Raw genomic sequence first — 24,076 nt, 5'->3', positions numbered from 1 at the left:
CTAGGAATTAAATGAGGTCAGTAAAACTTCTAATTCATTCATAATTCATAATTATTACTTATTACTGGTGATTTTTCAGCCATTCTGCTCTTCTCTGGTCTGGTAAATGTTTTACAGAAAAGTTCTCGAATTTTGCTTCAAAGCCTTTTCCATCTGGAGAAGCTGCCATTAAACCCACCATTACTGGCGTGTTGTCTTGCAAAGGCGCGTTTCTCGTCATGATATAGTTTTTGTCATCAAAAGAATAGAATATTTCAACGGCATCTAATCGTCGTACGGCTTTAATCCAAATAAAAGGAGGCACTTTTTCTAGAGTTGTTACGCTCCAATCACTTTTATCGTGCGTTACAACGGTACTTACATTAAATTTTCCGTCAACAAACTCTACTCCTGTTTTAATATAATTTTTCTCATCGATACGAATCATTAATCCCATTTGGTCAAAACGTGCAATGTAATTTCCTGTCAATTTTACTTTGGCTTCAAACTCGCCGCCATAATTGGCATAATAAAATGGTGCATCGTCTACTGTGAATCCGTAGTGCGAAATTCTCCAATAATCGCTGTTTGCCGTAACATTCATAATTAATGCATTGTTCTTAATTTCCCATTTTTCAGGTTCATTAAACCATTGCATTTTGTCTAGGCTTTGCGCCGACATATTCTTCGCGAAAAATAAAGTCAAAATCGCAAGTGTAATTCTTTTCATGTTCTTTTATTTTTTTACCATTAAGATATTAAGAAAATTAAGTTTGACTTAATGGATCTAATCTTAGCGCTTAAATATTAAGGAAATAAAACTTCTCTTTATGTTTCTTAATGTCTTAATGGTTAAATTTTAACTAAAAGCAAAGCTGCAAATTTTTACACTTGCAGCTTTACAAACCAACCAATTTTTAGAAATAAAAACTTATTTAAGTGAGAAATTCACTTTAGATTTTATATCTGTAGATGAAGCACCAATAATAGCTTCGAAATCACCAGGTTCTGCAACCCAGTCATGTTTTTTATCGTCGAAGAAACTTAAAGCCGCTTTATCAATTGTAAACGTAACTGTTTTTTCTTCTCCTGCTTTAAGAGCTACTTTCTCAAAACCTTTTAATTCTTTTATCGGACGAACTAAAGAAGATTTTACGTCTGTAATATACAATTGCACTACTTCAGACCCTTCTCTGCTTCCTGTATTTTTTACATTAACTGAGAATGTAATTTTATCTCCTGCGTTAATTTGTTTTTTGTCAGCTGTTACTTTTCCGTACGCAAAAGTCGTATAGCTTAAACCGTGTCCAAAAGAGAACAATGGTTTGATTTTGTTTTTGTCTACCCAACGGTATCCGACAAAAATTCCTTCGTTGTATTTTACGTCATTTCCACCTGGGAATTCTCCTAAAGCATGAGCTCCGTTATCTGCTAATTTTACTGGGAAAGTGAAAGATAATTTTCCAGAAGGGTTTACATCTCCAACCAAAACATTTGCTAAAGCATTTCCAGCTTCAGTTCCTAAAAACCATCCTTGAACAACTCCTGGAACTTCTTTAATCCATGGCATTGCCACAGCATTTCCAGAAATATTTACGAAAACAATGTTCTTGTTTACTTTCGCTAATTCGCTAATTAATTTATCTTGACCATAAGGCAACTCTAAATGTTTACGATCGTGCCCTTCGTCGTCTTGATTTTCACTTTTGTTCAAACCTCCAATAAAAAGAACGATATCTGCATCTTTAGCAACTTTTAAAGCTTCTGCAGTCAATTCTGCTTGCGGACGTTTTTCTTCTAAACTTACTTTAGCTACAACTCCGTTATAATTGCTTGTTGGATCTCCAACATAACCTCTTGCATAAACAATTTCAGCTTGGTTTCCGATTCTTTTCTTTAAACCTTCAAGCGGCGTGATTTCGTATCTTGCTTTTAATGAAGAACTTCCTCCTCCAACTGTCATCATTTTTATAGCATTTTCTCCAATAACCGCAATCTTTTTAGTTTTAGAAAGATTGATTGGCAGAATATTATTGTTGTTTTGCAATAAAACAATTCCTTCTTCAGCAATTTTACGTCCAGCAATAGCGTGTTCTTCAGTTCCAAAAGAACCAAAAGGACGATTTCTGTCCATTGTAGTCAAGAAAGATAAACGTAGAATACGACGCACTTTTTCGTCTAATTCTTTTGTTCCAACTTCACCTTTTTTAATCATTTCTGAGTAAGGTTTTGCTAAATAATAGTTATCATAAGCATTACTTGTTCCCCAAGAAAGACCATTTGTCCAAGAACCAAATTCCATGTCCAAACCATTGTGGATAGCTTGTTTAGTATCGTTAACTCCACCCCAATCTGAAACTACAACTCCTTTAAAGCCCCATTCTCCGCGAAGAATATCATTTAATAAGAATTCGTTGTGGCAGCATTGCTGTCCTTTATATTTGTTGTAAGATCCCATGATAGACCAAACTTCACCTTCTTGAACTGCAGCTTTAAAAGCAGGAAGATAAATTTCGTACAATGCACGGTCGTCAACGATTACGTTAACCGAGTTACGATTTGTTTCTTGATTGTTTAAAGCGAAGTGTTTTACACAGGCAGCAACTCCATTTGCTTGAACACCTTTAATATAAGGAACAACCATTTTTGAAGCTAAAAACGGATCTTCTCCCATGTATTCGAAGTTACGGCCGTTTAATGGACTTCTGTAAATGTTTACACCAGGTCCTAATAATACGTTTTTGTTACGGTAACGTGCTTCTTCTCCAATAGATTTACCATATAAAGAAGCCAATTCTTTGTTCCAAGTAGATGAAAGTGCTGTAAGAGCTGGGAAAGCAATACAAGAATCGTTTGTCCATCCTGCTTGATCCCATTCGTCCCATTTTACCTCTGTACGAATTCCGTGTGGCCCATCGGTCATCCAGTTTTCTGGAATTCCAAGACGTTTTACCCCTGGAGAACTAAATTTAGATTGCGCATGAATCATCGCAATTTTCTCATCGGTTGTCATTCGTTTAAGCGCATCTTCGACACGCTCTTCAATCGGTTTTTTATCGTCAAGATAAACTGGAACTTTGTTCTGAGCATTCAATCCCACAGAACCTAGCAAAAGTAAAACAACAATTGTTTTAACGTTTTTTAACATAACAGTAATAATTAAGCATTAGTTAGATAATAGTATAAAGTCTACATATAAAAACTTTTTCTATCATATTGTAAAACTAAAACGTTATCGTTCAAGTTACATTTTTAGATAGAAAAAAGTAGTGGTTTAAAAATTTAAAACATTAACTTACAGATATTTAAACAAAATTACAACTCAAAAAAAGTAGTAGTTTTAAAATAAATATTTATGCTTTCAAAGACATAGAACCAATTTTCACGACCATTTCTTCGAAATCATTTCGCGAAACGGCAGCCTTATTTCGAGCTCTCGTACGATAGTTGTAAATTGTACTTAAAGAATAACGTAAAAATGCCGCTATTTTAACACTGTCCGTAATTCCAAGTCTGATTAAAGCGAAAATTCGAAGCTCAGTATTTAACAGTTCATTTTGCTTGAGCGTAATCTGTTCTTCAGGGATTAATAAGGCATTGAAATCTTTTACAAATGTTGGATATAAGTTTAAAAAGATAATATCGAAGTTTTTGTACAATTCTTCGAGCTCGTTATCAACCAAAGTAGTTGATTTTAATATTTTATAAATTTCGTCGAATTGTTTAGCTGTCGCTTTTTTATTTAGACTAATGCGATAATTCTCCAATTTATTGATGTAGGTAGAACAAAGGCTAAAAAAATGAGCGATATATTCTTCTTTAACCAAATTAGATTCAGACAATTGCAGATTGCTTTCCTGTAATCGGCTGTTGGTTTCGGTAATATCCTTGTTCAATTCTGCCAATTTCTGACTTGTTTCATAAAGTTCGGTTCTTATTCTAGAAACCTTTTTCATCTGTTTATACACATAAATAATGGCAACCAACAAAAACAGAGAAAGCAGACTGATGCAAAGCAGATAAATTTGTAAATCACTTTTTCTTTGTGCTTCTCGTTCCTGATAAACCGTATTAATGATCGAATAAACCTCCGACATTAATAAAGTTCGAAACTGAACATTACAATACAAGGCGTCTTCAATTGCGGATTGCGTAAGTTTGTACGCCATGTCTACATCGCCAATTTCATAGAAAACCAAAGCTAATTCTTGCAAAGAAGCATTGTCTTTATTAGCATTTTTTATATCTGAGGTTGCAGAAAGTGCATAGTATTTTTTTCTGGCTTCTAAATCGTGTGTAGCTTCTGCAATTTTTCCTAGCAAATAAGTAATCATCGCATATTGCGGACTTTCTTCTTTTGTTTTATTTAATAAAGCCAATAATTGCTGCTTCGGGTCTTTGTATTTTTTATCAATAAAAACATCTTGTTGAATTCTATTAATCTTATAATCTAACGTATTCGGGTTTAGAATATTTAATAAAGAATCTCGATATTTACCAATTTGTTTGCTGTATTCTGCACTGTAACTGTTCGCTGCATAATGCTCAAAAAACTCACGATATGAAATATAATAATTGGGAAGTAGCGAAGGATTTAGATTGTTTTTATTAATGCTTTTCAAAATCGCTTCAGACTCGCGATATTTTCCTGAAGAAGAATAAAGGGTCACCAATTGCAATTGCGCTAAATTAAAAAGCGTTTTGTTCTGAAGTTCTTCTGCAATTTTCAGGTTCTTTTTTACGTATTGAATAGCCGAATCTGAATTAAGTTTTTGATATTCAAAATACAGCGTCTTATTGTAATTGTACTCCTGCTCTTTCGTAAGGTTATCGGACTTTATCTTTTTGAAATTCAGAATTCGTTCTTCCTTAATCTTTACGTAATGTTGTTTATTTTTGATCGCTTCGTTTAATTCTTTTAAAATAACATCTGTACTCTCCGATGCAAAAAGAGGAAAGTTTAGTATAAGAAACAGAAATAAGAAATATTTTTTCAAAGCGATTTAATAAAGGATTTACAAATATAGCAAAGCGAAAATATAAAAAATGAATTATTTGACAGTGGTTAAAATGTACTAAAAACGGGTATAATTTAGACTATTGGCATAAATAAAAAAATCACAAAACAGGATTTGCTATAAGCAAAATGATTTCGATATGAAATAAACCAAACCGAAATCATTTATTAAAAAACTCTTTTTCTTATACATGAGCTGCAATAGGAGCAGACAAACAGCTTTCTGGAATGCTAAAAGCATTTACCAAAGCGACAGCATCTGGACGAATATCCCAACAAAGCTGATTTACCATTTTACGAACGGCTTTGGTTTTTACTGCTTCCATATATCCATCTTCAAGATACCAAGCTTTGTTTTTTTCAATCTGCGAAAGTGCATACAATTGATTCAATTTTGTCAAAATAGCTTTTGCTGATTCGTCTTCTACTTCTTTTATGGCAATTTGGAATTGCTCTAAAACAATTCTTTCTAAGTAAGCTTCAGCCACATCAATCATTTGGTGCTGCACAACATTGAACGCATCATAAGGTTCTAGTCCGCCGTCTATCAATTTCTTAATACGTCGCGCTGCAGAAGCCAAAATTGTTTTTTCTCTGTGAACAAATGCCTGAAGATGAAACTCTCCATCTAATAAATGTTCGTCATCTGTCCTTCTGGTTGCAATTGGGTTCTTTTCTGCAATCGCAGTTTTAGCATTTTCGTACACATAGTTAATGATTCCCAACGATCCCATTTCTCCGAATGACTTTCTAAATTCTGCCAAACGATTTTTAGCCACCAATTGCATTAAAACGGTATTATCGCCTTCAAAAGTCGTATAGATTTCGGTGTCATTTTTCAACGCATCAATTCTATTTTCAGACAAATAACCTTTTCCTCCACACGCTTCTCTGCATTCCTGCAAAATATCTCTTGTACTCCAAGTAGAATACGATTTCATTCCGGCTGCCAATGCTTCAATTTCCTGCATTTCGGCTTCGGTTCTATTTAAAAATCTTTTGGTTAAATATTGAAGTGCAAAATGAACAGCATAGGTTTTAGCCAAAGGGGGCAACAATCTGCGTTGGTGCATTCTGTAATTTAAAATAGAAACTTCAGAGCCACCTTCTGGTCCAAATTGCCTTCTTTGGTCGCTGTAGCGAATGGCAATTGTCAATCCCGATTTTGCTGCCGCTAAAGCCGAACGCGGAATCCCGATTCTTCCCCCAACCAAAGTTCCTAACATCGTAAAAAATCGTCTGTTATCACTCGGAATCGGGCTTTCGAATTCGCCTTTATAATTCACAGAAGCAAAACGATCCAGCATATTTTCTTTCGGAATTACCACATTATCAAAACGAATAGTTCCGTTATCAACGCCATTTAATCCCATTTTATGACCGCAATCACCAATTGTAACGCCATTTACCACATTTCCATTCGCATCTCTAAGCGGAACCACAAAAGCGTTTACGCCATAATCATGATCGTCAATAATTAATTTCGCAAAAACAGTTGCCATTTGTCCGTGAACCGCTGCGTTTCCGATATACTCTTTTTGAGCGTTTTTGTTGGGTGTGTGAATGGTAAAAGTCTGATCGTTATGATTGTAAGTTGCCGTAGTTTCCAACCCTTTTACATTGGATCCGTGATGCGTTTCTGTCATGGCAAAACAACCTGGAAGTTTTAGCCAACCAATATCTTTTAAATATTTAGCATAATGTTTTTCGGTTCCTAAAGACTGAACGCTCATTCCCCAAAGTCCGAACTGTACTCCGAATTTAATTACCAAACTCAAATCGTGGTAACTTAGCGTTTCCATAATAGCAAAATAATCTTCGATATTTCCTCCTCCGCCGTATTCTTTCGGATAAGCCATGCTTCCTAAATTTTCATCGGCTAGGATCTTGCACCATTTGTAAACAGTTTGCCTAAAAATAGTAATGTCAGTTGAAGTTTCGTAAGCAAATTCAGGTCTAGAAATAATCGATTTTACTCTTTCAATTATCGCTGCTTCTTTTCCGTCTAAAATTTGAGTAATTTTCTGAATGTCAAAACTAGCATTGGTATGAGAATCGGCAGTAAAAGAACCTGCCTTAGTTTTGAAGTTTTGAAGTGCTTCTTCGCCTAAAATCCCTAAATCATTTTCTAATTTTTTGAAATCGGATTCGATTGGCGTTAAATCCAAATCGTTTCCTGAAAGTGCTTTTGCTATATCAAAAATCGACTTGATCGAAGATTTATCTTGAATACTTTTTTCAATATCCAATTTCCACTGTGTGAGTTCATTTCGCGAAGGCGGATTCGAAATATCTGCCTTAGAAAGCAAATATTCTTTTTCCTCTTCAGATAAAACATTAAGCGAATTGATGAACTCTTTTAAAGTTGCAAATTCCTTCTGTGTCAATAAATCATCTGACCACACTAAATAAAATAACGGAGTAAAGGCTTGAAGCTTGGTATTTTTCATATCAATAGTATTCGGTTTGGATTTAGTTTTTTTTGCCACAGATTACACAGATTAAAAGGATTGCCTTCTTTGCGTATAGATTAACCCACTAATTCACGAATTATTTAAAAAATGAGCTAAACTAATTCGTGAATTCGTGGCGAAAAAAATCCATTTAATCCGTGCAATCTGTGGCTAAATATTTTTTTCGCAATATTGCATAAAAAAACAGGAATGGAAAATACTCATTCCTGTTTAAACATCCTGTTAAGGTTCTTATAATTTTCGATTTTAAACCAATAAAAAATATGAAAACTAAGAGTTAAGAACCCTTGGATATTGAGGTCACTTTTTGCTTTATGGCAAAAATATGATGCGAATTAAAAACTAACACTGCGGTAAAAATGATGCCGTATGCTGTAATTTGAAGAGGTGTAATATTTTCTTTGAAAAAGAAAGCCGCCAATCCAAACGCAATCATCGGATTGATGTTTAGCAACATTCCGACTGTTGAAGAATTGATTCCAGAAAGTGCATACAAATTTAAAAACAACGGAATTATCGTAAACATAATTGCAATGGTCTCAATGCACAAATAAAACTTAAATTCCGTTGGTACCGGTCCCCCAAAAACCGGATAAAAAGGTAATAATACTAAGGCCGACAAAGTAATATGAAACGTCAGAACAATAAACTTGTCGAACCCTTTATTAGCGCGTTGGCTTACTAGATAAGCAGCATACGTTAATCCAATAATGATACTGAAAAACATATCCATTATATCGCTATAGGAAAGCAATAGGCATCCTGAAATACTTAATCCTACCGAAAGCCATTGTGTTTTTAGCAGTTTTTCTTTCAGTATAAAATAAGCTAATAAAGTCGTTAAAATTGGACAAACCAAATACGCTAGAGAAGCCGCTTTTACGCTCACATGATTGACAACATAAATAAAAGTAAACCAGTTTGCCATCAAAAAAACGCTTCCGCCAATATTCAGCAGAATCGATTTTCTTTTTTCTGATTTTGATAATGCTTTAAAAATCTGAATGGTTTCTCTTACCTGTTTTCTTTTGAATAAAAAAGAAATTAAAAGCATTAATCCTGCACAACTGAAAACACGAAAAAATAAAATATCTAATGACGGATATTCATGTATTGGTTTTAAAACCAAACTGAAAAGTCCCCATGTAATAAAGGCTGAAATTGCCGCGATATAGTACTTTGTTGTTTTCACAAAAATTGCTTTTGAAATGTTTTCTTTTGATGAAGCAAATTTCTGAAAAATAAAACAGCAATACAGATACAGTTTTTGTAAATTGCAGCATAACAGTTTTTATTTTCTTATGAAAAATTCGAATTACTTATACCTCCAATTTGCTGATCGCATCGAAAAACAAATCAAATCTGGCGTTTTAAATGTGGGTGACAAATTGCCATCTATACGTGAAGTCTGCGCCGAAACGGGTTATAGCATGAGCACGGTGAGTAAAGCGTATTACGAAATTGAAAGCCGCTCGCTAATTGAGTCAAGACCGCAATCAGGGTACTATGTAAGCAATATTTCTGCTCGCGTAATTGCAGAACCTTCGGCAAGCAAACCTCGCTTAAGTCTTGAAAATATTGAACGTGAAGATCTAATTGACTTGGTTTATGGCGATATGCGCACCAAAGACGTCACAATGCTTTCTCTCGGTTTTCCTTCTAATGAGTTGCTTCCTATTGCTAAACTGAATAAAGGAATGGTTCAAGCAATGCGTCAATTGCCCAATAGCGGAACGAGCTATGAGGAAATTCAAGGAAATAGTAATTTAAGAAAAGAAATTGCCCGCTGGTCTTTTACTTGGGGCGGTACTTTGACTGAAGAAGATATTATTACAACTCCGGGCTGTATTTCGTCCATTTCAGATTGTTTATTGACGCTGACTAAACCGGGAGACACGATTATTACAGAAAGTCCGGTTTATTTTGGAATTCTGCAATTGGCCCGATCTTTAGGATTGTATGTAATGGAACTTCCAACCAATATGACAACGGGAATTGAATTGGAAGCAGTCAAAAAAACATTGTCTAGCAACAAAGTAAAAGCATGTGTTTTGATGAGTAATTTCAGTAATCCGTCTGGAAGTATGCTGCCTAATGAACATAAAAAAGAAATTGTGCGTTTGATGGATTTCTACAATGTTCCGTTAATTGAAGACGATATTCATGGCGATTTGTACTTTGGCGCAAGCCGACCAACCAATTGTAAAACCTATGATGAAAGCGGTATTGTTTTGTGCTGCAGTTCGGTTTCTAAGACTTTGGCACCTGGCTATCGCGTGGGTTGGGTTTCTCCAGGGAAATTTAAAAAAGAGGTTTTAAGAACGAAATTGTATCATACTATTTCCAATTCCACAATTACGCACGAAGTGGTTGGCGATTTCTTGAAAAATGGCCGTTATGAAAATCATCTGCGAAAAATTCGTCAGATTTTGAATCGAAACTGCACCAATTACATTAATACTGTTTTAGAATCTTTCCCTGCAGGAACCAAAGTAAGTCAGCCACAAGGTGGATTTTTTCTTTGGGTAGAACTGGATAAAAAAATAGATACGGCAGCTTTTTATCATTTAGCGCTTAAACATAATATTAGTATTGCGCCAGGAAGGATTTTTTCGTTTCAAAATCAATTTTCAAACTGTATGCGTTTGAGTTTTGGATTGCCTTGGTCTAATGAACTGCGAACTGCGATTCAGACATTGGGGAGATTGGCTCATCAATTGTAATCGCTTTTCTTTCATTGCGAGGAACGAAGCAATCACACTTGCCAAATCAAACTTTGTTCATTATGGTTAGCGTGATTGCTTCGTTTCTCGCAATGACAAAAAAATGTTGGACAGCGCAACTACTCGCTGTCCAACCAACAATTAAAAGAAGACCAAAATTAAATAGTTATAAGACAAAGTAAGCGTCCTTTTCGACTTTCTTAGGATCGTCTTTTAAGTCAAATTCATTCAGAATATCAAATTCGCTTTGGTATTCGTTTAGCATTTGCTTGATATTTTTTTCAATAGTGTTTGCAATCGCTGTAACTGGTGTATCTGTAGGCCTGTTTTCGAACGGATCTTGCAAATGAATCGCCATTCTTTCAATCAAAAAGAAAGCAGCCCCTATTGCGGTAATCAGCGGAATCGCAAACCAGCTTAAAACACTTGTTAATCCAAAAGGCAATAACAAAATAAACAAACACAACGTTAATCGAATGTACATGCTGTAGGTAGTTGGAAAAATCGTATTTTTAATACGCTCACATTTTCCCATTTCATCGCACAATCTTGACAATGTATTATCGATTTCAACTTGTTGATAAACATTCAATCTTTTTTCGTTTTTCGCAGTTCGCAAATCTCTTGCATGAAGCATTAAAATTGCATTAGGAACATTTTGATGGTTCTTGATGTATTTAATTTCTTCTTCGTTTAATAGTCCTTCAAGCGGTTTTATAGCATCTCTTTTTCTAAGCGATTCGCCTAAACTATAACACCACGCGATTTGTCTTTTTGCAAAATTCTCTTTGAATTCACTCGCTTCAACCGAATAATCTGGATCTTCATAAAACGTTAAAACCTGACGAATCAAAGTTCTAGAATCATTTACAACAGCCCCCCAAACAATTCGCGCTTCCCACCATCTGTCGTAAGCTTGATTAGACTTAAAAGCTAACAATAAGGAAATAATCGTTCCAATCATGGTCGGAATCGCAATCGGAATATCTACGGGAAGATTGATAAAATAATGATGAAAAATTTCAAATAGTATGGTATAAGCCAATACTAAAGCAATTTCTACTTTAATTTTCCCGAGAACGTACTTCATTGGTATTCTTTTCTTTAATAACATATTTTCGGATTTAAATTATTTTTTTTAAGCTACTAAGCTTCTAAGATGCTAAGGTGCTAAGCCTTTAAGCGCTAAGAATTAAAAAACTTAGAGGCTTAGTAGCTTAGAAACTCAGAAGCTTAGTACTAAACCATCTCTTCATACAATGAAAGAACAGGAAGTCCTAGTTTTTCATTGACATTTTCTTTTTTCGATTTTTTAAATTTGATTTTTTCGCCTTTTCTGGTTTCAACCAACATATCGATGTTGTGTTTAGAAATGGCTTCTGATAAAAATGGAGCAACTTTTTCGTAATCGTCTTCAAAACTAGCCGTTTGGCTTACAATTTCGAAAGAGAAATTGGCGCTCAAGAAATCCTGAATATCTTTTACAGGAATGTTCATGCTAGAATTTTCTACGTAAAGTGCTTTATAGAAAACTTCTTTATTAATTTCTGTGCTTAAATGCAGAATCGGACATTTCTGATTTCCTGCCAATTGCACCAAATATTGATGAATTCTTTTGGTTTCTTGTTTATAAGAATGCGTAAGAATTACCAATTTTACTGAAAAGACTTCAATTAGCCTTTTAAAAATTGGTGCTGAAAGTCCATATTGGTTATGAACTTTTAATTTTATGTTTGAAGTGTGCTCAACGATATAACGGCAGGTTTCTAGAACTTCTTCCTGACTTCTGGTAAGTCCTGATTTCATTTCTCTTAAAAAACCAGAAGATGAAAATGTATCAGGGGCTTCTGAAACTAATACTAAAATAATTTCTGATTCAGTATTTTTAGACTGATTCACCGCAGATTTAACAGCCGAAATTGTATCATCTTTTAAAGTCGTAGGTATAAGAAAATTTTTCATAAGCATATCCATTTAGTTTATACTTACAAATTAACTATCAACAACTTAGAGCGATATTAATCTAAAATTAGAATTTTCTAAAATTAAACATTAGATTTTTTAATGTTGAGTTTCTTGAAGATAATGGTAACGATTGTTCCTTTGTTTTGCTCAGACTGCACTTGAAGTTCACCGTCATGCATTCGAATGATTTTAGAAGCTAAAGGAAGTCCCAAACCGTACCCAATGTACTTGGCAGCAATTTTACCTCTAAAGAAAGGCTCATACAAATGCGGAATATCTTCTGGAGGAATCCCGATTCCAATATCGTTAATCGTGATTTTAATCATTTCTTTATTAGCAGAAAGATTCACAAACACTTCGTTATTATCAGAATATTTTACTCCGTTGGTGATGATATTATTGATAGCCAATTCTAAAAGCGGTTTATTGCATGGCAACAATAATAAATTTGAATCTTCAGGAGCAAAATTAAGCTTTATGCTTACTCGGTTGTCTGGATAAATTTTATCTAAATCTGATTTTACATCCAATAACAATTCGTCCATTCTAGCAATATCAGACACTTGTTTTTGTCCGTCGTAACCCGTTTGAGTCAGTTTCAGCAAACTTTCAGTTAAGTTTCCTAATCTAGAAGCTTGACTGTAAATATTTTGCAGCGATTCTATATATTCATGCTGTTGCCTTTCTTTAAGCAGCATAATTTCAGATTCAGCAATAATAGTTGTTATTGGCGTTTTTAATTCATGAGATGCATTATTAATAAAGTTCGCCTGAATCTCAAAAGAAGTTTCCAAACGATCCAGCATATTATTAAAAGTATTCGTCAAATCTGAAATTTCATCTGAGTTTTTGACTTCAGGAAGTCGATTATGAAGATTAGAAGCGCTAATTCTTTTTACTTCTTTTGTAATTCTTGCTACAGGATCGATAACACGTTTGGCTAAAAATCGTCCTAATAGAAAAGCCAAAATCACAAAACCGATACCGCCAAAAAGCATGATTTTGACAATATAAACGGTCGTATCTTTTCCTTTACGATCTCTTGCCCCAACAATTACAATATATCGCTGATTGTTCTCTTGAAAAATTTGTCCTAAATAATATTTATTATCTCTTTCAAAAGAATCTTTTCCTGTTCTTAAAATATTGGTGTAAAAAGAATTTGGAAGATTTAAATTAGTATTATAATCAAAACTATTGTGACTGTTGATTTTTAATACGTATTCTTCTTCCTCAATCAATTCTTCAAGACCATTCTTTTTAAGATTCTTGTAATATTTGATTTTTTCTGGATCTTTTTGAAAATGAATAGAAGAAACAATTTTAGCTCTATCGTCCAAACGCTTTAAAAAGTGGTATCGATTGTTTTCCCTAAACAAGAAAAACACAATGATACATAATAGCGATGTACTGAAGGTAGATAGTGCAACGTAATTAAAAGTAATTTTTTTTCTAATATCCATATTATGGTTTTATAACATACCCCAATCCTTTCATAGTGTGAATAAGTTTGGTAGAATAAGGCTTGTCTATCTTTCTTCTTAAATACGTAATATATACATCTACAACGTTGGTATTCATGTCAAAATTAATATCCCAAACGTTATCCAAAATCTGATCTCGCGAAACAATTCTGCCTGTATTTTTAGCCAAATAATATAATAGCTTGAATTCCTTAGCTGTTAAAATGATGTTTTCTCCATCTCTTTTAACCGTTTTAGCACGTCCGTTAATTTCTAAATCAGCAATTGTAATGGTATCTATTTTTTCTGTTTCCTGTTGTGATCTTCTGTACAGCGCATTTATTCTAGCATCTAATTCGCCAAACTTAAAAGGCTTAACCAAATAGTCGTCGGCACCAGCATTAAGTCCAGTGACAATGTTTTCTGAGGTTCCTAAAGCCGTTAAAAGTAAGATAGGTACAAAGTTTTTTGCCGCGCGTAGTCTTCTGCAAATTTCAATTCCGTTAACATCAGGAAGCATTACATCTAAAATTACAACATCAAAGGTATAATTATGAATCATCTCCATAGCCGTTTTACCGTCCATTGCAACGCTTACTTCATTATTATTCTCTGCAAATCCTTTTCTTAATATCGATAATAGATTTGGTTCGTCTTCAACTATAAGTAATTTCATCTTAAGAAGTTTGTATATACAACAAAAATAGGAATACAATTTAACATAATCTGGTACATTATTGCAAATTATGATTAAATTATGAAGAATCTAAAAAGCAGGCCGAATAGCCTGCTTTTTGATATTATTTTACGCTTAAAGCTCCTTATCATTAACTTTTAAAAAGTCTCACCTGCATTCAGATAGAATCCTTTTGAGTTGTTACCCCACGAATAATCAAAAATTAGATTGGTTTTAGATGCTTTGTCAATCAAAAGCCTTAAACCAAAACCAGCGGCTGGCTGTACTGATTTGAATAGTTTTAAGTCATTATCAGAATTACTTGCCGTGACAAAATTGGTAAAGACTGTGCCACTCAATAATTGGTTGCATGTAATAGGAAAACGAAATTCTGTTGATAAATAAACCAACCCATTTCCTCTGAATAATCCCTGCGTATATCCCTCTCCACTCCTACTGCGTTGATCCCAACCAATTGCAGGAAGATTTAAATAGGGCACTTTTCCTTTGGTCACAAATTGTCCATAAGTCCAAATGGCTAAAATATAATGAGGATTTTTATGCGAAACAGGAATAAAATGACGGTATTCTGCAAACAAAACATTACTATAATCTTGATTATTAAAAAGTACTGGATTAAATCTGTAATTAATATTCGCAAACCATCCTTTTGAAGCATTCACTTGATTATCACGAGAATCATGAACCAAATTTAAACTTACTCCGTTCAAGAAATATTCGTAATTATCAAACCCATATTTTTGGCTATAATTATAATGGTAAGTATACTTTCCATTTGCAACATCCAACTCTTTATCGTCTATACTAGAATACCAGTCAATATTAATACCACCTCCGATATAATAATTCTCTTTTACTTCAAAAGAAACGGTTTGATGGAATTTTAAATAATTGTAATCCATTGCCTGCGCAAGCGAATCTACATTAAAACCAGAGGGACGATCCCGTCTTGAAGGAATGATATCGGTTCCTAAACCATAATTAGGTTGCGAAAACAAGTACAGCCTATAATCGCCACTCAAAAAGATTTTATTATTCTTGAGCAAGATGTTATTCTTAACATTCACAAGCCATTGATTTTTTAACGTATACGTAATTCCAATGTTGGCAATTGAATATTTATCTTTTTCTTCTTTTCCTTTAAAGGTATATTGCGCCACCGCACCAAAAAAGAAGCCCGTTGCTGGTTGCGATCCTATCGCCGGAATTACTAAAAAGAAATTGTTTTTTGTTGGCTTAACAACTAGAGCGTCGTCTTCTTTTTTAAAAAGATCAAATACGGTTTTAGGAGGACAGATTTTTGGGGTTTCGATTTCAGAATTTTTTATTTCCTCTTGAGCACATAAATTAAAGGAAATAAGAAATAATAATCCTAGGATTTTAGACTTGTACAGAACGGCATTATTTTGAAAAAAAAGCACCATTTACAAAGTTTTGTTTTAGAAATAAGAATCAAATCTTATTGTAAATATAAGTCTTATTTTCAACATCTTAAGCACTAACCTTAAATAATTCCAATATATTTTAACAAAAAAAGCCGTCAAAAAATATTTGACGGCTTTCAACTATATCATTTAAATTTATTTTGTGATGAACTTTGGATGAATTAAGTTTTCTAAAGAATAAATTTCATCCCACTTTTCTTGTGTGATTAATTTTCTCTCCAAAACAGCAATCTGATGCACGCTTTTGTTTGTTTTTAATGCTTCTCCCGCGATACTTGCACTTTCCTCGTAACCGATTATCGGATTCAGCTGTGTTACAATTCCAATACTATTCATGACCATATTGTAACAATGATCTACGTTTGCAGTGATTCCATTAATACATTTATCGATTAAAGTCTGAATAGCATTAGAAAGATAATCTAACGAAGTAAACATGGCAAAAGCAATAACGGGTTCCATTACATTCAACTGCAATTGTCCTGCTTCTGCTGCCATTGTAACGGTCAAATCTTGTCCAATAACATAAAAACAAGTTTGGTTTACCACTTCTGGAATTACCGGATTTACCTTTCCTGGCATAATAGAAGATCCTGGCTGACGCGGAGGCAAATTGATTTCGTTCAAACCTGTTCTTGGCCCAGAACTCAACAATCTTAGATCGTTACAAATCTTAGAAATTTTAACCGCAGAACGTTTTAAAGTTCCCATAATTTGAACGTAAGCTCCTGTGTCTACCGTAGCCTCAATTAAATCTGGCGAAAGCGTTAACGGAATTCCAACCTCATCTGCCAAATATTTCACACAGATTTCTGGATAACCTTCTGGCGCATTTACTTTTGTTCCAATAGCGGTTGCCCCCATATTGATTTCCAACAATAATTCTTGCGCATTTCTTAAACGTTGAATGTCTTCGCCAATTGTGGTTGCATAGGCTTTAAATTCTTGCCCTAAAGTCATCGGAACAGCATCTTGCAATTGCGTTCTTCCCATTTTCAAGACCTCTTTAAATTCTTCTCCTTTTTTAGCGAAAGCGACTTCAAGACCTGCGAACGTTTTAATAAAGCTCTCCATTTTTAAATACAAAGCAATTCTAAAAGCTGATGGGTAAGCATCGTTTGTAGACTGCGAACAGTTTACATGATTATTGGGATGAAGAAACTGGTATTCTCCTTTTTTGTGACCTAAATATTCTAGTCCAATATTAGCAATAACTTCGTTGGCATTCATATTTACAGAAGTTCCTGCTCCACCCTGAATCAAATCGCTTACAAATTCGTTATCAAATTTACCAGCAATAACCTGATCGCTTCCGTAGCAAATCGCTTCTGCAATTTTAGGATCAATTGCACCACAATCTTTATTAGCCATGGCCGCCGCTTTTTTCACATATCCTAAAGCCTTAATAAATAAAGGCTCTTTTGAAATTGGAATACCCGTAATATTGAAGTTTTCAACTGCTCTGAAAGTTTGGATTCCGTAATATAAATGATTTGGAATTTCTAATTCTCCTAGAAAATCATGTTCTTTTCTTGTTGATTCCATATTGTGAAATTGATAAATTTTAGCGTAAAAAATAAGCGTAAAGCTACAGTATTTTTATTCTAAAGCCGTTAATTATTTCAAAATGATTTACAATTTTCGTGGAAAATTCTACAGCAAATTAGTACCTTTTCAGCCTCAAACAATTATCAAAAAAGAATTGAAAAAGGAAAGCGAATATTTTCTTGATAAAGAATACAATACGATTATTTACGCCAAAGACGATCTTAATTTTAAAGACTTCGAATGCTGCGTTTTTAATAATTGTAACTTCTCTGCCTGCACTTTTCTTGCCGTCACTTTTATCGACTGCGTTTTTAATGATTGCATTTTTACCGAAGCCAAAATTAATTACGTCGCTTTTAGAACTGCAACTTTCAATCGATGTGAGATTAAAGATGTCAACTTTGCAATGTGCGATAAACTAATTTTTGAAATCGAATTTAACGACTGTATTTTAGACTTCTCAAAGTTTTATACGCTAAAATTAAAAGGAACATTTTTTACCAACTGCAGTTTGATTGCCGTTGATTTTATGGCTGCAGATCTTACGAGTGTCGTTTTCTATAATTGTGATTTATATCGTTCAGAATTTAACAAAGCCATCGCTAATAAAGCCGATTTTAAAACGAGCTACAATTACACTATCGATCCATCTAAAACTAAATTAAAGAAAGCTATTTTTTCTTTGAGTGAAGTAAAAGGATTGCTGTTTAAGCATGATATTGTGGTAAGTTAAAAGCAAAAAAAAGCCAGTATTAAACTGGCTATTATATTATATATTATTTTCTTTTGGAAACTATCCTACTATTACATCTCTTTTCATAATAACTAAATTTAAGTTAATTTATATATACAATATTACGGGTTAATAAAACAAATTGCAATTTACTACTGTTAAAAATTATGCAACATCTAAATCATCCCCTGATTTAAATTTTCTAGTGGTAATTACATCTTTCGAGTAAAAATCTTTTACAAAAATATTTGTAAAACCAGATAATGAATGTTTAGCAATAACTGTTAGTCTAATATATGATGAAGCGTCACCCCAATTCATTTCTAGATCCTCTGTCGTTCGAACTCTCATTGCATGCAAACTATTATTGTCATTTTTATTTTTAGGCGGAATATAGGAAATAAAGTCATCCTTTAACTCAATATCTTTTCCCTGAATATTCATTCCTCCTACACCGCCCAACTTGTTTGTAAAAAGTAGGCTCAATTCTTATATCGAATATCTCTGAATCTGTCATATTTACAAACTTGAAAAAGTAATTTGTTTCTCCTTCGAAAACAACCTTACTTATAAAAGAGGAAATTTCTATTTTGACTCTTTTCCGATTTAAAAAATGCATTAAAAATAAATACGATGATATTAAACCCGTTATAATACTTATTATAACTCCTAAAATTATTTCTCCCATGTCATAAATGCAAACGCTTAAAAAGCAAATCTACAAATAATATTAACAAGCAAAAAACTACAATTAAATATTTTTCCCCATCACATAATCTTCCATTAAATAACCATTCCCTATTTCTATATCTACAGTTTCTTTAATCTCGAAACCAAGTTTTTTATAGAAATTCAAAGCGGTATTAAAACGGTTTACGTTTAATAGCAGTTTTTTTGAATTGTTTTCTAAAGCCATTTTTCCAATTTCTTCAAAAACAATTTTACCAAAACCTTTTCCTTGCGTTTCTGGCAAAAGATAAATTTTATGGATTTTTGTTATTGCTTCGTTTTTGTAATTGTGTTCAATTCCGATAAAACCAATAACAGAATCAGCATCTGAAATCATGTAAAACAACTGCTCTTTATTCTGAATTTGTTTTGAGAGTGCTTCATCAGAATATATCATATCCAACATATATTCTAATTGTGCTGCAGTTAGAATTTCGCCATACGTAATTGGCCAAGTTATATGTGCAATCTCTTGAATTTTGGCAATATCTCCAATCGATGCTTCGGTAATTTGAATCATATTATTTTTTAAAAACTTGATTTTCTTGTTCGCTTACGCGGATGAAAGTGGTTCTTTTTGTAAGTTCTTTTAATCTTGAAGCTCCTACATACGTGCAAGTGCTTCTTATTCCGCCTAAAATATCCAAAACAGTATCAATAACATCTCCTTTAAACGGAACTTGAACTGTTTTTCCTTCGCTTGCTCTGTATTCTGCAACACCACCAGCATGTTTGTCCATTGCCGTTTTCGAACTCATTCCGTAAAACTGCTTGAATTTTTCTCCATTTACTTCAATTAGCTCCCCTCCGCTTTCAGTATGACCTGCTAGCATTCCGCCAAGCATTACAAAATCGGCCGCGGCGCCAAAAGCTTTGGCTACATCACCTGGCGTTGTACAACCGCCGTCGCTTATAATGTGTCCGCCAAGCCCGTGAGCTGCATCGGCACATTCAATAATAGCTGAAAGTTGCGGATAACCAACTCCTGTTTTAACACGAGTTGTACAAACAGAACCTGGCCCAATTCCGACTTTTACAATATCAGCACCAGCTAAAAGAAGTTCTTCGGTCATTTCACCTGTAACGACATTTCCTGCAATAATAATTTTATCGGGATATTGTTTTCGGGTTTTCTTTAAAAACTGAACAAAATGTTCTGAATAACCGTTAGCAACATCAATACAAATGAATTTCAGTAACGGATTTGCGGTAATTATTTTTTCAATTTTCTCGAAATCTTCTTTTCCTGTTCCAGTGCTTACAGCAATGTAATCGTAAAAATTTGGTGTTGCATTTTTTAGAAATGAATTCCACTCTTCTATAGTGTAATGTTTATGAATGGCTGTAAAAAGTTTTTCTTTTGCCAAAACCTTTGCCATTTCAAAAGTTCCAACAGTATCCATGTTGGCCGCCATAATCGGAACCCCGGTCCAACTTGCAGTGCTATGCAAGAATTTGAAATTTTGTTCTAAGGAAACTTCAGATCTGCTTTTAAGCGTTGATCTTTTAGGTCTAAACATTACGTCTTTAAACCCTAATTTTAAATCCATTTCTATTCTCATAGTTCGAGATTTTGGTTACTCTCAAATTTAAGAATTTCTGATTTTAAATTTTAGATATTAGATTAACAAAAACCTGAACTTTTGAACAATTGGTTTTTACTTTGCGTGGGCTTTGACTTCGCTCAGCCTGACAAACGTCAATTGAAATTCGACAGAGAGTAGCAAGATCTTACGGAGATTCACAAAGCTAACCCAACGTGACAAACTTGAAACTTGAAACAAAACAAACAAAAAAACTTACCCGTGAATCGTTTCTCCTTTACCGTAATTAGTAATGATAGATTCTTCAAAAGCCAGCCATTCTCTCCAGCGTTTTTCAACGTCGATTCCTGTTCCGTATTTACGTGCGTATGTAATGAATGTAGTGTAATGTCCTGCTTCGCTTTCCATTAATTCTCTATAAAAAAGAGCTAATTCTTCGTCTTTAATGTTTTCAGAAAGTACTTTAAAACGTTCGCAACTTCTTGCTTCGATCATTGCTGAAAATAATAATCTTTCAACCAAACCAGAAACACGACTTCCGTCTCCGCTTTTCTTCATGTATTGGTATAGTTCGTTTACGTAATCGTCTTTACGCTCGCGTCCTAGTTTTAATCCTCTTTTGATAATAATATTATGAACTTGCTCAAAATGATCGATTTCTTCTTTGGCTAAAGCCAATAAATCTTTTACTAAATCTTGATGCTCAGAGTTATTCGTGATAATTGTAATCGCATTTGTCGCTGCTTTTTGCTCACACCAAGCGTGATCTGTTAAGATTTCTTCGATATTTTTCTCAACAATATTTACCCATCTTGGGTCAGTTGGCAATTGTAATCTTAATACGCCCATTTTTTTTAAGTCTTAAAGTTTGAAAGTCGAAAGTCATAAAGTCAGTTAAAACTTAAAAAGAAAATCGAAGATCAAAAACTAAAATAGAAATTCGCATTTCATTTTAGACTTTCGACCTTCGACTTTATGACTTTTGACTAATTTTTAATATGCAAAAATTGGTCTTTCGCTCATTAATTCGTTTACTTCTTCAGCAACTTCTTCGATAAGATCTTCATTTGTATGATCTGCAAGAACTTTATCGATTAAAGCTACGATAGTTTCCATATCTTTTTCAACTAAACCACGAGTTGTGATTGCAGCTGTTCCAACACGAATTCCAGAAGTGATAAATGGAGATTTATCGTCAAAAGGAACCATGTTTTTGTTTACTGTAATTTCAGCTTTTACTAATGCGTTTTCAGCTTCTTTACCAGAAATATTTTTATTTCTTAAGTCAATAAGCATCATGTGGTTGTCAGTTCCGCCAGAGATGATGTTGTAACCTCTTTTTACGAAAGCGTCAGCCATTGCATTTGCATTTTTTTGTAATTGCATTGCGTAAGTAAAGAACTCATCTTTAAGCGCTTCACCAAAAGCAACTGCTTTAGCAGCAATAATGTGCATTAAAGGTCCACCTTGATTTCCAGGGAAAACAGCTAGATCTAATAATGAAGACATCATTCTGATTTCTCCTTTTGGAGTTGTTAATCCTTGTGGATTTGGAAAATCTTTCCCCATTAAAATAAGACCTCCACGTGGTCCTCTTAATGTTTTATGCGTTGTTGTAGAAACAATATGACAATGAGGAATTGGATCGCTTAATAATCCTTTTGCAATAAGACCTGCTGGGTGAGAAATATCAGCAAATAAGATTGCTCCCACGCTGTCTGCAATTTGTCTGAAACGAGCAAAATCCATATCGCGAGAATAAGCCGAAGCTCCAGCGATAATTAATTTTGGCTGTTCTTTAGTTGCAATTTCTTGAATTTTATCATAATCTAAACGACCAGTTTCAGCATCTACACCGTAGAAAACTGGACGATATAAACGTCCTGAGAAGTTTACTGGAGAACCGTGAGTTAAGTGACCACCGTGAGATAAGTCAAAACCTAAAATAGTATCACCAGGATTCAAACAAGCGTGGTAAACAGCTGTATTTGCTTGAGAACCTGAGTGAGGCTGTACGTTTGCATACTCAGCTCCAAATAATTCTTTAGCTCTATCAATAGCAATTTGCTCAATAACGTCAACTACTTCGCAACCGCCGTAGTATCTTTTACCAGGATAACCCTCTGCATATTTATTAGTTAAAACAGACCCTGCTGCTGCCATTACTTCATCACTTACAAAATTCTCTGAAGCAATAAGCTCTAATCCGTGAATTTGTCTTTCTTTCTCCTCTTGGATAAGATCAAAAATTTGTTCGTCGCGTTGCATTTTTTTGTTTTTCGTTAATTTCACGCAAAAATACAAAAAAACGTTTGTCAAACTGCTAGATTATGATATATTTGACATGTAATTTTTCAACAAATAATTAACATTAAAACATGCCGATAACCGCCAACGATACCAGTAGAAAATCATGGTTAGAAGTGCCAGAAAATAGCGACTTCCCTATTCAGAATATTCCTTTTGGTGTATTTCTTACGAAAGAAAATGTCGTTACTGTAGGAACTAGAATTGGCGATTACGCCATAGATTTAGGGGCTTTACAGCAATTAAACTATTTTGAAGGAATAGAATTAACCGATGATATGTTTATGCAGGATACGCTAAATGATTTTATTTCTGACGGAAAAAAAACATGGCGTTTGGTTCGAAATCGTATCGCAGATATATTCGACGAAACTAATCCGCAATTAAGAGATTCAACAAAACATAGAGATATTGTTATATTTAAAATTGAAGATGTAGAGATGCAACTTCCTGTTTTAATTGGCGATTATACCGACTTTTATTCCAGTAGAGAACATGCTACAAACGTAGGTAAAATGTTCCGTGATCCAGATAATGCTTTATTGCCAAACTGGCTTCACATACCAGTGGGATACCACGGAAGAAGCTCGACAATTGTACCTTCTGGAATTCCAGTTCACAGACCAATGGGGCAAACTCTACCTGCCGGACATGATACGCCTGTTTTTGGCGCTTCTCGTTTAGTAGATTTTGAATTGGAAACTGCTTTCATTACAACAGACGTAAATGTAATGGGCGAAAATATTTCAACTTACGAAGCAGAAGATTATATTTTCGGAATGGTTTTACTAAATGACTGGAGTGCTCGTGATATTCAGAAATGGGAATACGTGCCTCTTGGACCATTTTTAGCTAAAAACTTTGCTACTTCAATTTCACCGTGGATTGTGACTATGGACGCTCTAGAGCCTTTTAGAACTAAAGGGCCAAAACAAGATCCTACTCCACTTCCGTATTTACAGACAAAAGGAAAAAAAGCTTTTGATATTCATTTGGAAGTTTCATTAAAACCTGAAGATCAAGAAGAAGAAACTGTTATTTCAAGATCTAACTTCAAATATTTATATTGGTCAATGAGCCAACAATTAGCACACCATACCTCTAATGGATGTCGCGTAAACTCTGGCGACATGATGGGGTCTGGAACAATTTCTGGCCCAACTCCAGATAGTTTTGGTTCTATGTTAGAACTAACTTGGGGAGGAAAAAATCCGCTTACGCTAAAAGATGGAAGCGAACGTAAATTTATTGAAGATAATGATACCGTAATCATTCGTGGATTCTGCGAAAATACTGAAGTAAGAATTGGTTTTGGAGAAGTTTCTAGCCAGTTGTTACCTCCTTTTATTAAACAATGAAGAGCAGACAAGTCTGAAGAGATATAGAAAATAAAAAACCTTGGTGATGACCAAGGTTTTTTTATGCTTATATTTTGAATCTCGCAAAGATTGT

Annotated in this window: 19 protein-coding genes; 3 read left to right on the top strand and 16 right to left on the bottom strand. The window is 34.1% G+C overall.

Annotated elements, in window-relative coordinates; translation table 11 throughout:
- Positions 1-61 precede the first annotated feature (61 nt).
- From ABTV69_RS14435 to ABTV69_RS14415, 5 genes are all read right to left on the bottom strand, one after another.
- Positions 62-709 (bottom strand): DUF1349 domain-containing protein, encoded by a 648-nt coding sequence (locus ABTV69_RS14435; RefSeq protein ID WP_433829897.1) that lies wholly within the window; start codon positions 707-709, stop codon positions 62-64.
- A gap of 201 nt (positions 710-910) precedes the next feature.
- Positions 911-3,127, bottom strand: coding sequence for a glycoside hydrolase family 3 C-terminal domain-containing protein (locus tag ABTV69_RS14430; protein WP_433829895.1), 2,217 nt, complete (start codon positions 3,125-3,127; stop codon positions 911-913).
- Positions 3,128-3,332: 205 nt separating this feature from the next.
- A complete protein-coding gene (locus ABTV69_RS14425; protein WP_433829893.1) occupies positions 3,333-4,976 on the bottom strand; it encodes a DUF6377 domain-containing protein in 1,644 nt (547 codons plus the stop codon).
- Positions 4,977-5,181: 205 nt separating this feature from the next.
- On the bottom strand, positions 5,182-7,446 hold the full coding sequence (locus tag ABTV69_RS14420; protein WP_433829891.1) for an acyl-CoA dehydrogenase family protein: 2,265 nt from the start codon (positions 7,444-7,446) through the stop codon (positions 5,182-5,184).
- A 301-nt stretch (positions 7,447-7,747) separates the two neighbouring features.
- Positions 7,748-8,662, bottom strand: a complete 915-nt coding sequence (locus ABTV69_RS14415) for an EamA family transporter (protein WP_433829889.1) — start codon at positions 8,660-8,662, stop codon at positions 7,748-7,750.
- A gap of 109 nt (positions 8,663-8,771) precedes the next feature.
- Between ABTV69_RS14415 and ABTV69_RS14410 the strand changes: the two genes are divergently transcribed.
- Positions 8,772-10,193, top strand: a complete 1,422-nt coding sequence (locus ABTV69_RS14410) for a PLP-dependent aminotransferase family protein (protein WP_433829887.1) — start codon at positions 8,772-8,774, stop codon at positions 10,191-10,193.
- Between the two features lie 166 nt (positions 10,194-10,359).
- Here ABTV69_RS14410 and ABTV69_RS14405 read toward each other — a convergent pair whose 3' ends face one another.
- The 6 genes from ABTV69_RS14405 to aspA form a co-directional block, all read right to left on the bottom strand.
- Positions 10,360-11,307 carry a bestrophin family protein gene (locus tag ABTV69_RS14405; RefSeq protein WP_433829885.1) on the bottom strand — a complete coding sequence of 316 codons (948 nt, stop codon included), beginning with the start codon at positions 11,305-11,307 and terminating at the stop codon, positions 10,360-10,362.
- Between the two features lie 125 nt (positions 11,308-11,432).
- Positions 11,433-12,155, bottom strand: a complete 723-nt coding sequence (locus ABTV69_RS14400; protein WP_433829883.1) for a hypothetical protein — start codon at positions 12,153-12,155, stop codon at positions 11,433-11,435.
- Between the two features lie 83 nt (positions 12,156-12,238).
- A complete protein-coding gene (locus tag ABTV69_RS14395; protein WP_433829881.1) occupies positions 12,239-13,621 on the bottom strand; it encodes a HAMP domain-containing sensor histidine kinase in 1,383 nt (460 codons plus the stop codon).
- 1 nt (position 13,622) lies between these two features.
- Positions 13,623-14,297, bottom strand: coding sequence for a response regulator transcription factor (locus ABTV69_RS14390; RefSeq protein ID WP_433829879.1), 675 nt, complete (start codon positions 14,295-14,297; stop codon positions 13,623-13,625).
- 158 nt (positions 14,298-14,455) lie between these two features.
- Positions 14,456-15,742 (bottom strand): BamA/TamA family outer membrane protein, encoded by a 1,287-nt coding sequence (locus tag ABTV69_RS14385; protein WP_433829877.1) that lies wholly within the window; start codon positions 15,740-15,742, stop codon positions 14,456-14,458.
- 156 nt (positions 15,743-15,898) lie between these two features.
- On the bottom strand, positions 15,899-17,308 hold the full coding sequence (gene aspA, locus ABTV69_RS14380; protein WP_433829875.1) for an aspartate ammonia-lyase: 1,410 nt from the start codon (positions 17,306-17,308) through the stop codon (positions 15,899-15,901).
- Positions 17,309-17,465: 157 nt separating this feature from the next.
- Between aspA and ABTV69_RS14375 the strand changes: the two genes are divergently transcribed.
- Complete coding sequence (locus tag ABTV69_RS14375; protein WP_433836714.1) at positions 17,466-18,044, top strand: pentapeptide repeat-containing protein; 579 nt, start codon at positions 17,466-17,468, stop codon at positions 18,042-18,044.
- Between the two features lie 165 nt (positions 18,045-18,209).
- Here ABTV69_RS14375 and ABTV69_RS14370 read toward each other — a convergent pair whose 3' ends face one another.
- The 5 genes from ABTV69_RS14370 to glyA all read right to left on the bottom strand — a co-directional run bounded on the left by ABTV69_RS14370 (position 18,210) and on the right by glyA (position 22,585).
- Positions 18,210-18,530 carry a hypothetical protein gene (locus tag ABTV69_RS14370; RefSeq protein WP_433829873.1) on the bottom strand — a complete coding sequence of 107 codons (321 nt, stop codon included), beginning with the start codon at positions 18,528-18,530 and terminating at the stop codon, positions 18,210-18,212.
- Between the two features lie 265 nt (positions 18,531-18,795).
- Positions 18,796-19,293: an N-acetyltransferase family protein gene (locus ABTV69_RS14365; protein WP_433829871.1), complete on the bottom strand. Its 498-nt coding sequence runs from the start codon at positions 19,291-19,293 to the stop codon at positions 18,796-18,798.
- 1 nt (position 19,294) lies between these two features.
- Positions 19,295-20,335: a GMP reductase gene (locus ABTV69_RS14360; RefSeq protein ID WP_433829869.1), complete on the bottom strand. Its 1,041-nt coding sequence runs from the start codon at positions 20,333-20,335 to the stop codon at positions 19,295-19,297.
- A gap of 237 nt (positions 20,336-20,572) precedes the next feature.
- A complete protein-coding gene (locus tag ABTV69_RS14355) occupies positions 20,573-21,166 on the bottom strand; it encodes a tRNA-(ms[2]io[6]A)-hydroxylase (protein ID WP_132079980.1) in 594 nt (197 codons plus the stop codon).
- A gap of 144 nt (positions 21,167-21,310) precedes the next feature.
- Positions 21,311-22,585: a serine hydroxymethyltransferase gene (glyA, locus tag ABTV69_RS14350; RefSeq protein WP_433829867.1), complete on the bottom strand. Its 1,275-nt coding sequence runs from the start codon at positions 22,583-22,585 to the stop codon at positions 21,311-21,313.
- 110 nt (positions 22,586-22,695) lie between these two features.
- On the opposite strand from glyA, the gene fahA reads away from it, so the two are divergent.
- On the top strand, positions 22,696-23,982 hold the full coding sequence (gene fahA, locus ABTV69_RS14345) for a fumarylacetoacetase (RefSeq protein ID WP_433829865.1): 1,287 nt from the start codon (positions 22,696-22,698) through the stop codon (positions 23,980-23,982).
- The last annotated feature ends 94 nt before the right edge of the window (positions 23,983-24,076 follow it).

The sequence above is a fragment of the Flavobacterium anhuiense genome (genome assembly GCF_050990855.1).
Lineage (GTDB): Bacteria > Bacteroidota > Bacteroidia > Flavobacteriales > Flavobacteriaceae > Flavobacterium > Flavobacterium anhuiense_C.
This window is presented reverse-complemented; position numbering and strand designations above follow the sequence as displayed.

Coding starts and splice junctions, on each gene's coding strand:
- ABTV69_RS14435 (WP_433829897.1), bottom strand. CDS start 709: ATGAAAAGAATTACACTTGCGATTTTGACTTTATTTTTCGCGAAGAAT.
- ABTV69_RS14430 (WP_433829895.1), bottom strand. CDS start 3,127: ATGTTAAAAAACGTTAAAACAATTGTTGTTTTACTTTTGCTAGGTTCT.
- ABTV69_RS14420 (WP_433829891.1), bottom strand. CDS start 7,446: ATGAAAAATACCAAGCTTCAAGCCTTTACTCCGTTATTTTATTTAGTG.
- ABTV69_RS14410 (WP_433829887.1), top strand. CDS start 8,772: ATGAAAAATTCGAATTACTTATACCTCCAATTTGCTGATCGCATCGAA.
- ABTV69_RS14405 (WP_433829885.1), bottom strand. CDS start 11,307: ATGTTATTAAAGAAAAGAATACCAATGAAGTACGTTCTCGGGAAAATT.
- ABTV69_RS14400 (WP_433829883.1), bottom strand. CDS start 12,155: ATGAAAAATTTTCTTATACCTACGACTTTAAAAGATGATACAATTTCG.
- ABTV69_RS14395 (WP_433829881.1), bottom strand. CDS start 13,621: ATGGATATTAGAAAAAAAATTACTTTTAATTACGTTGCACTATCTACC.
- ABTV69_RS14390 (WP_433829879.1), bottom strand. CDS start 14,297: ATGAAATTACTTATAGTTGAAGACGAACCAAATCTATTATCGATATTA.
- ABTV69_RS14385 (WP_433829877.1), bottom strand. CDS start 15,742: ATGGTGCTTTTTTTTCAAAATAATGCCGTTCTGTACAAGTCTAAAATC.
- aspA (WP_433829875.1), bottom strand. CDS start 17,308: ATGGAATCAACAAGAAAAGAACATGATTTTCTAGGAGAATTAGAAATT.
- ABTV69_RS14365 (WP_433829871.1), bottom strand. CDS start 19,293: ATGATTCAAATTACCGAAGCATCGATTGGAGATATTGCCAAAATTCAA.
- ABTV69_RS14360 (WP_433829869.1), bottom strand. CDS start 20,335: ATGAGAATAGAAATGGATTTAAAATTAGGGTTTAAAGACGTAATGTTT.
- ABTV69_RS14355 (WP_132079980.1), bottom strand. CDS start 21,166: ATGGGCGTATTAAGATTACAATTGCCAACTGACCCAAGATGGGTAAAT.
- glyA (WP_433829867.1), bottom strand. CDS start 22,585: ATGCAACGCGACGAACAAATTTTTGATCTTATCCAAGAGGAGAAAGAA.
- fahA (WP_433829865.1), top strand. CDS start 22,696: ATGCCGATAACCGCCAACGATACCAGTAGAAAATCATGGTTAGAAGTG.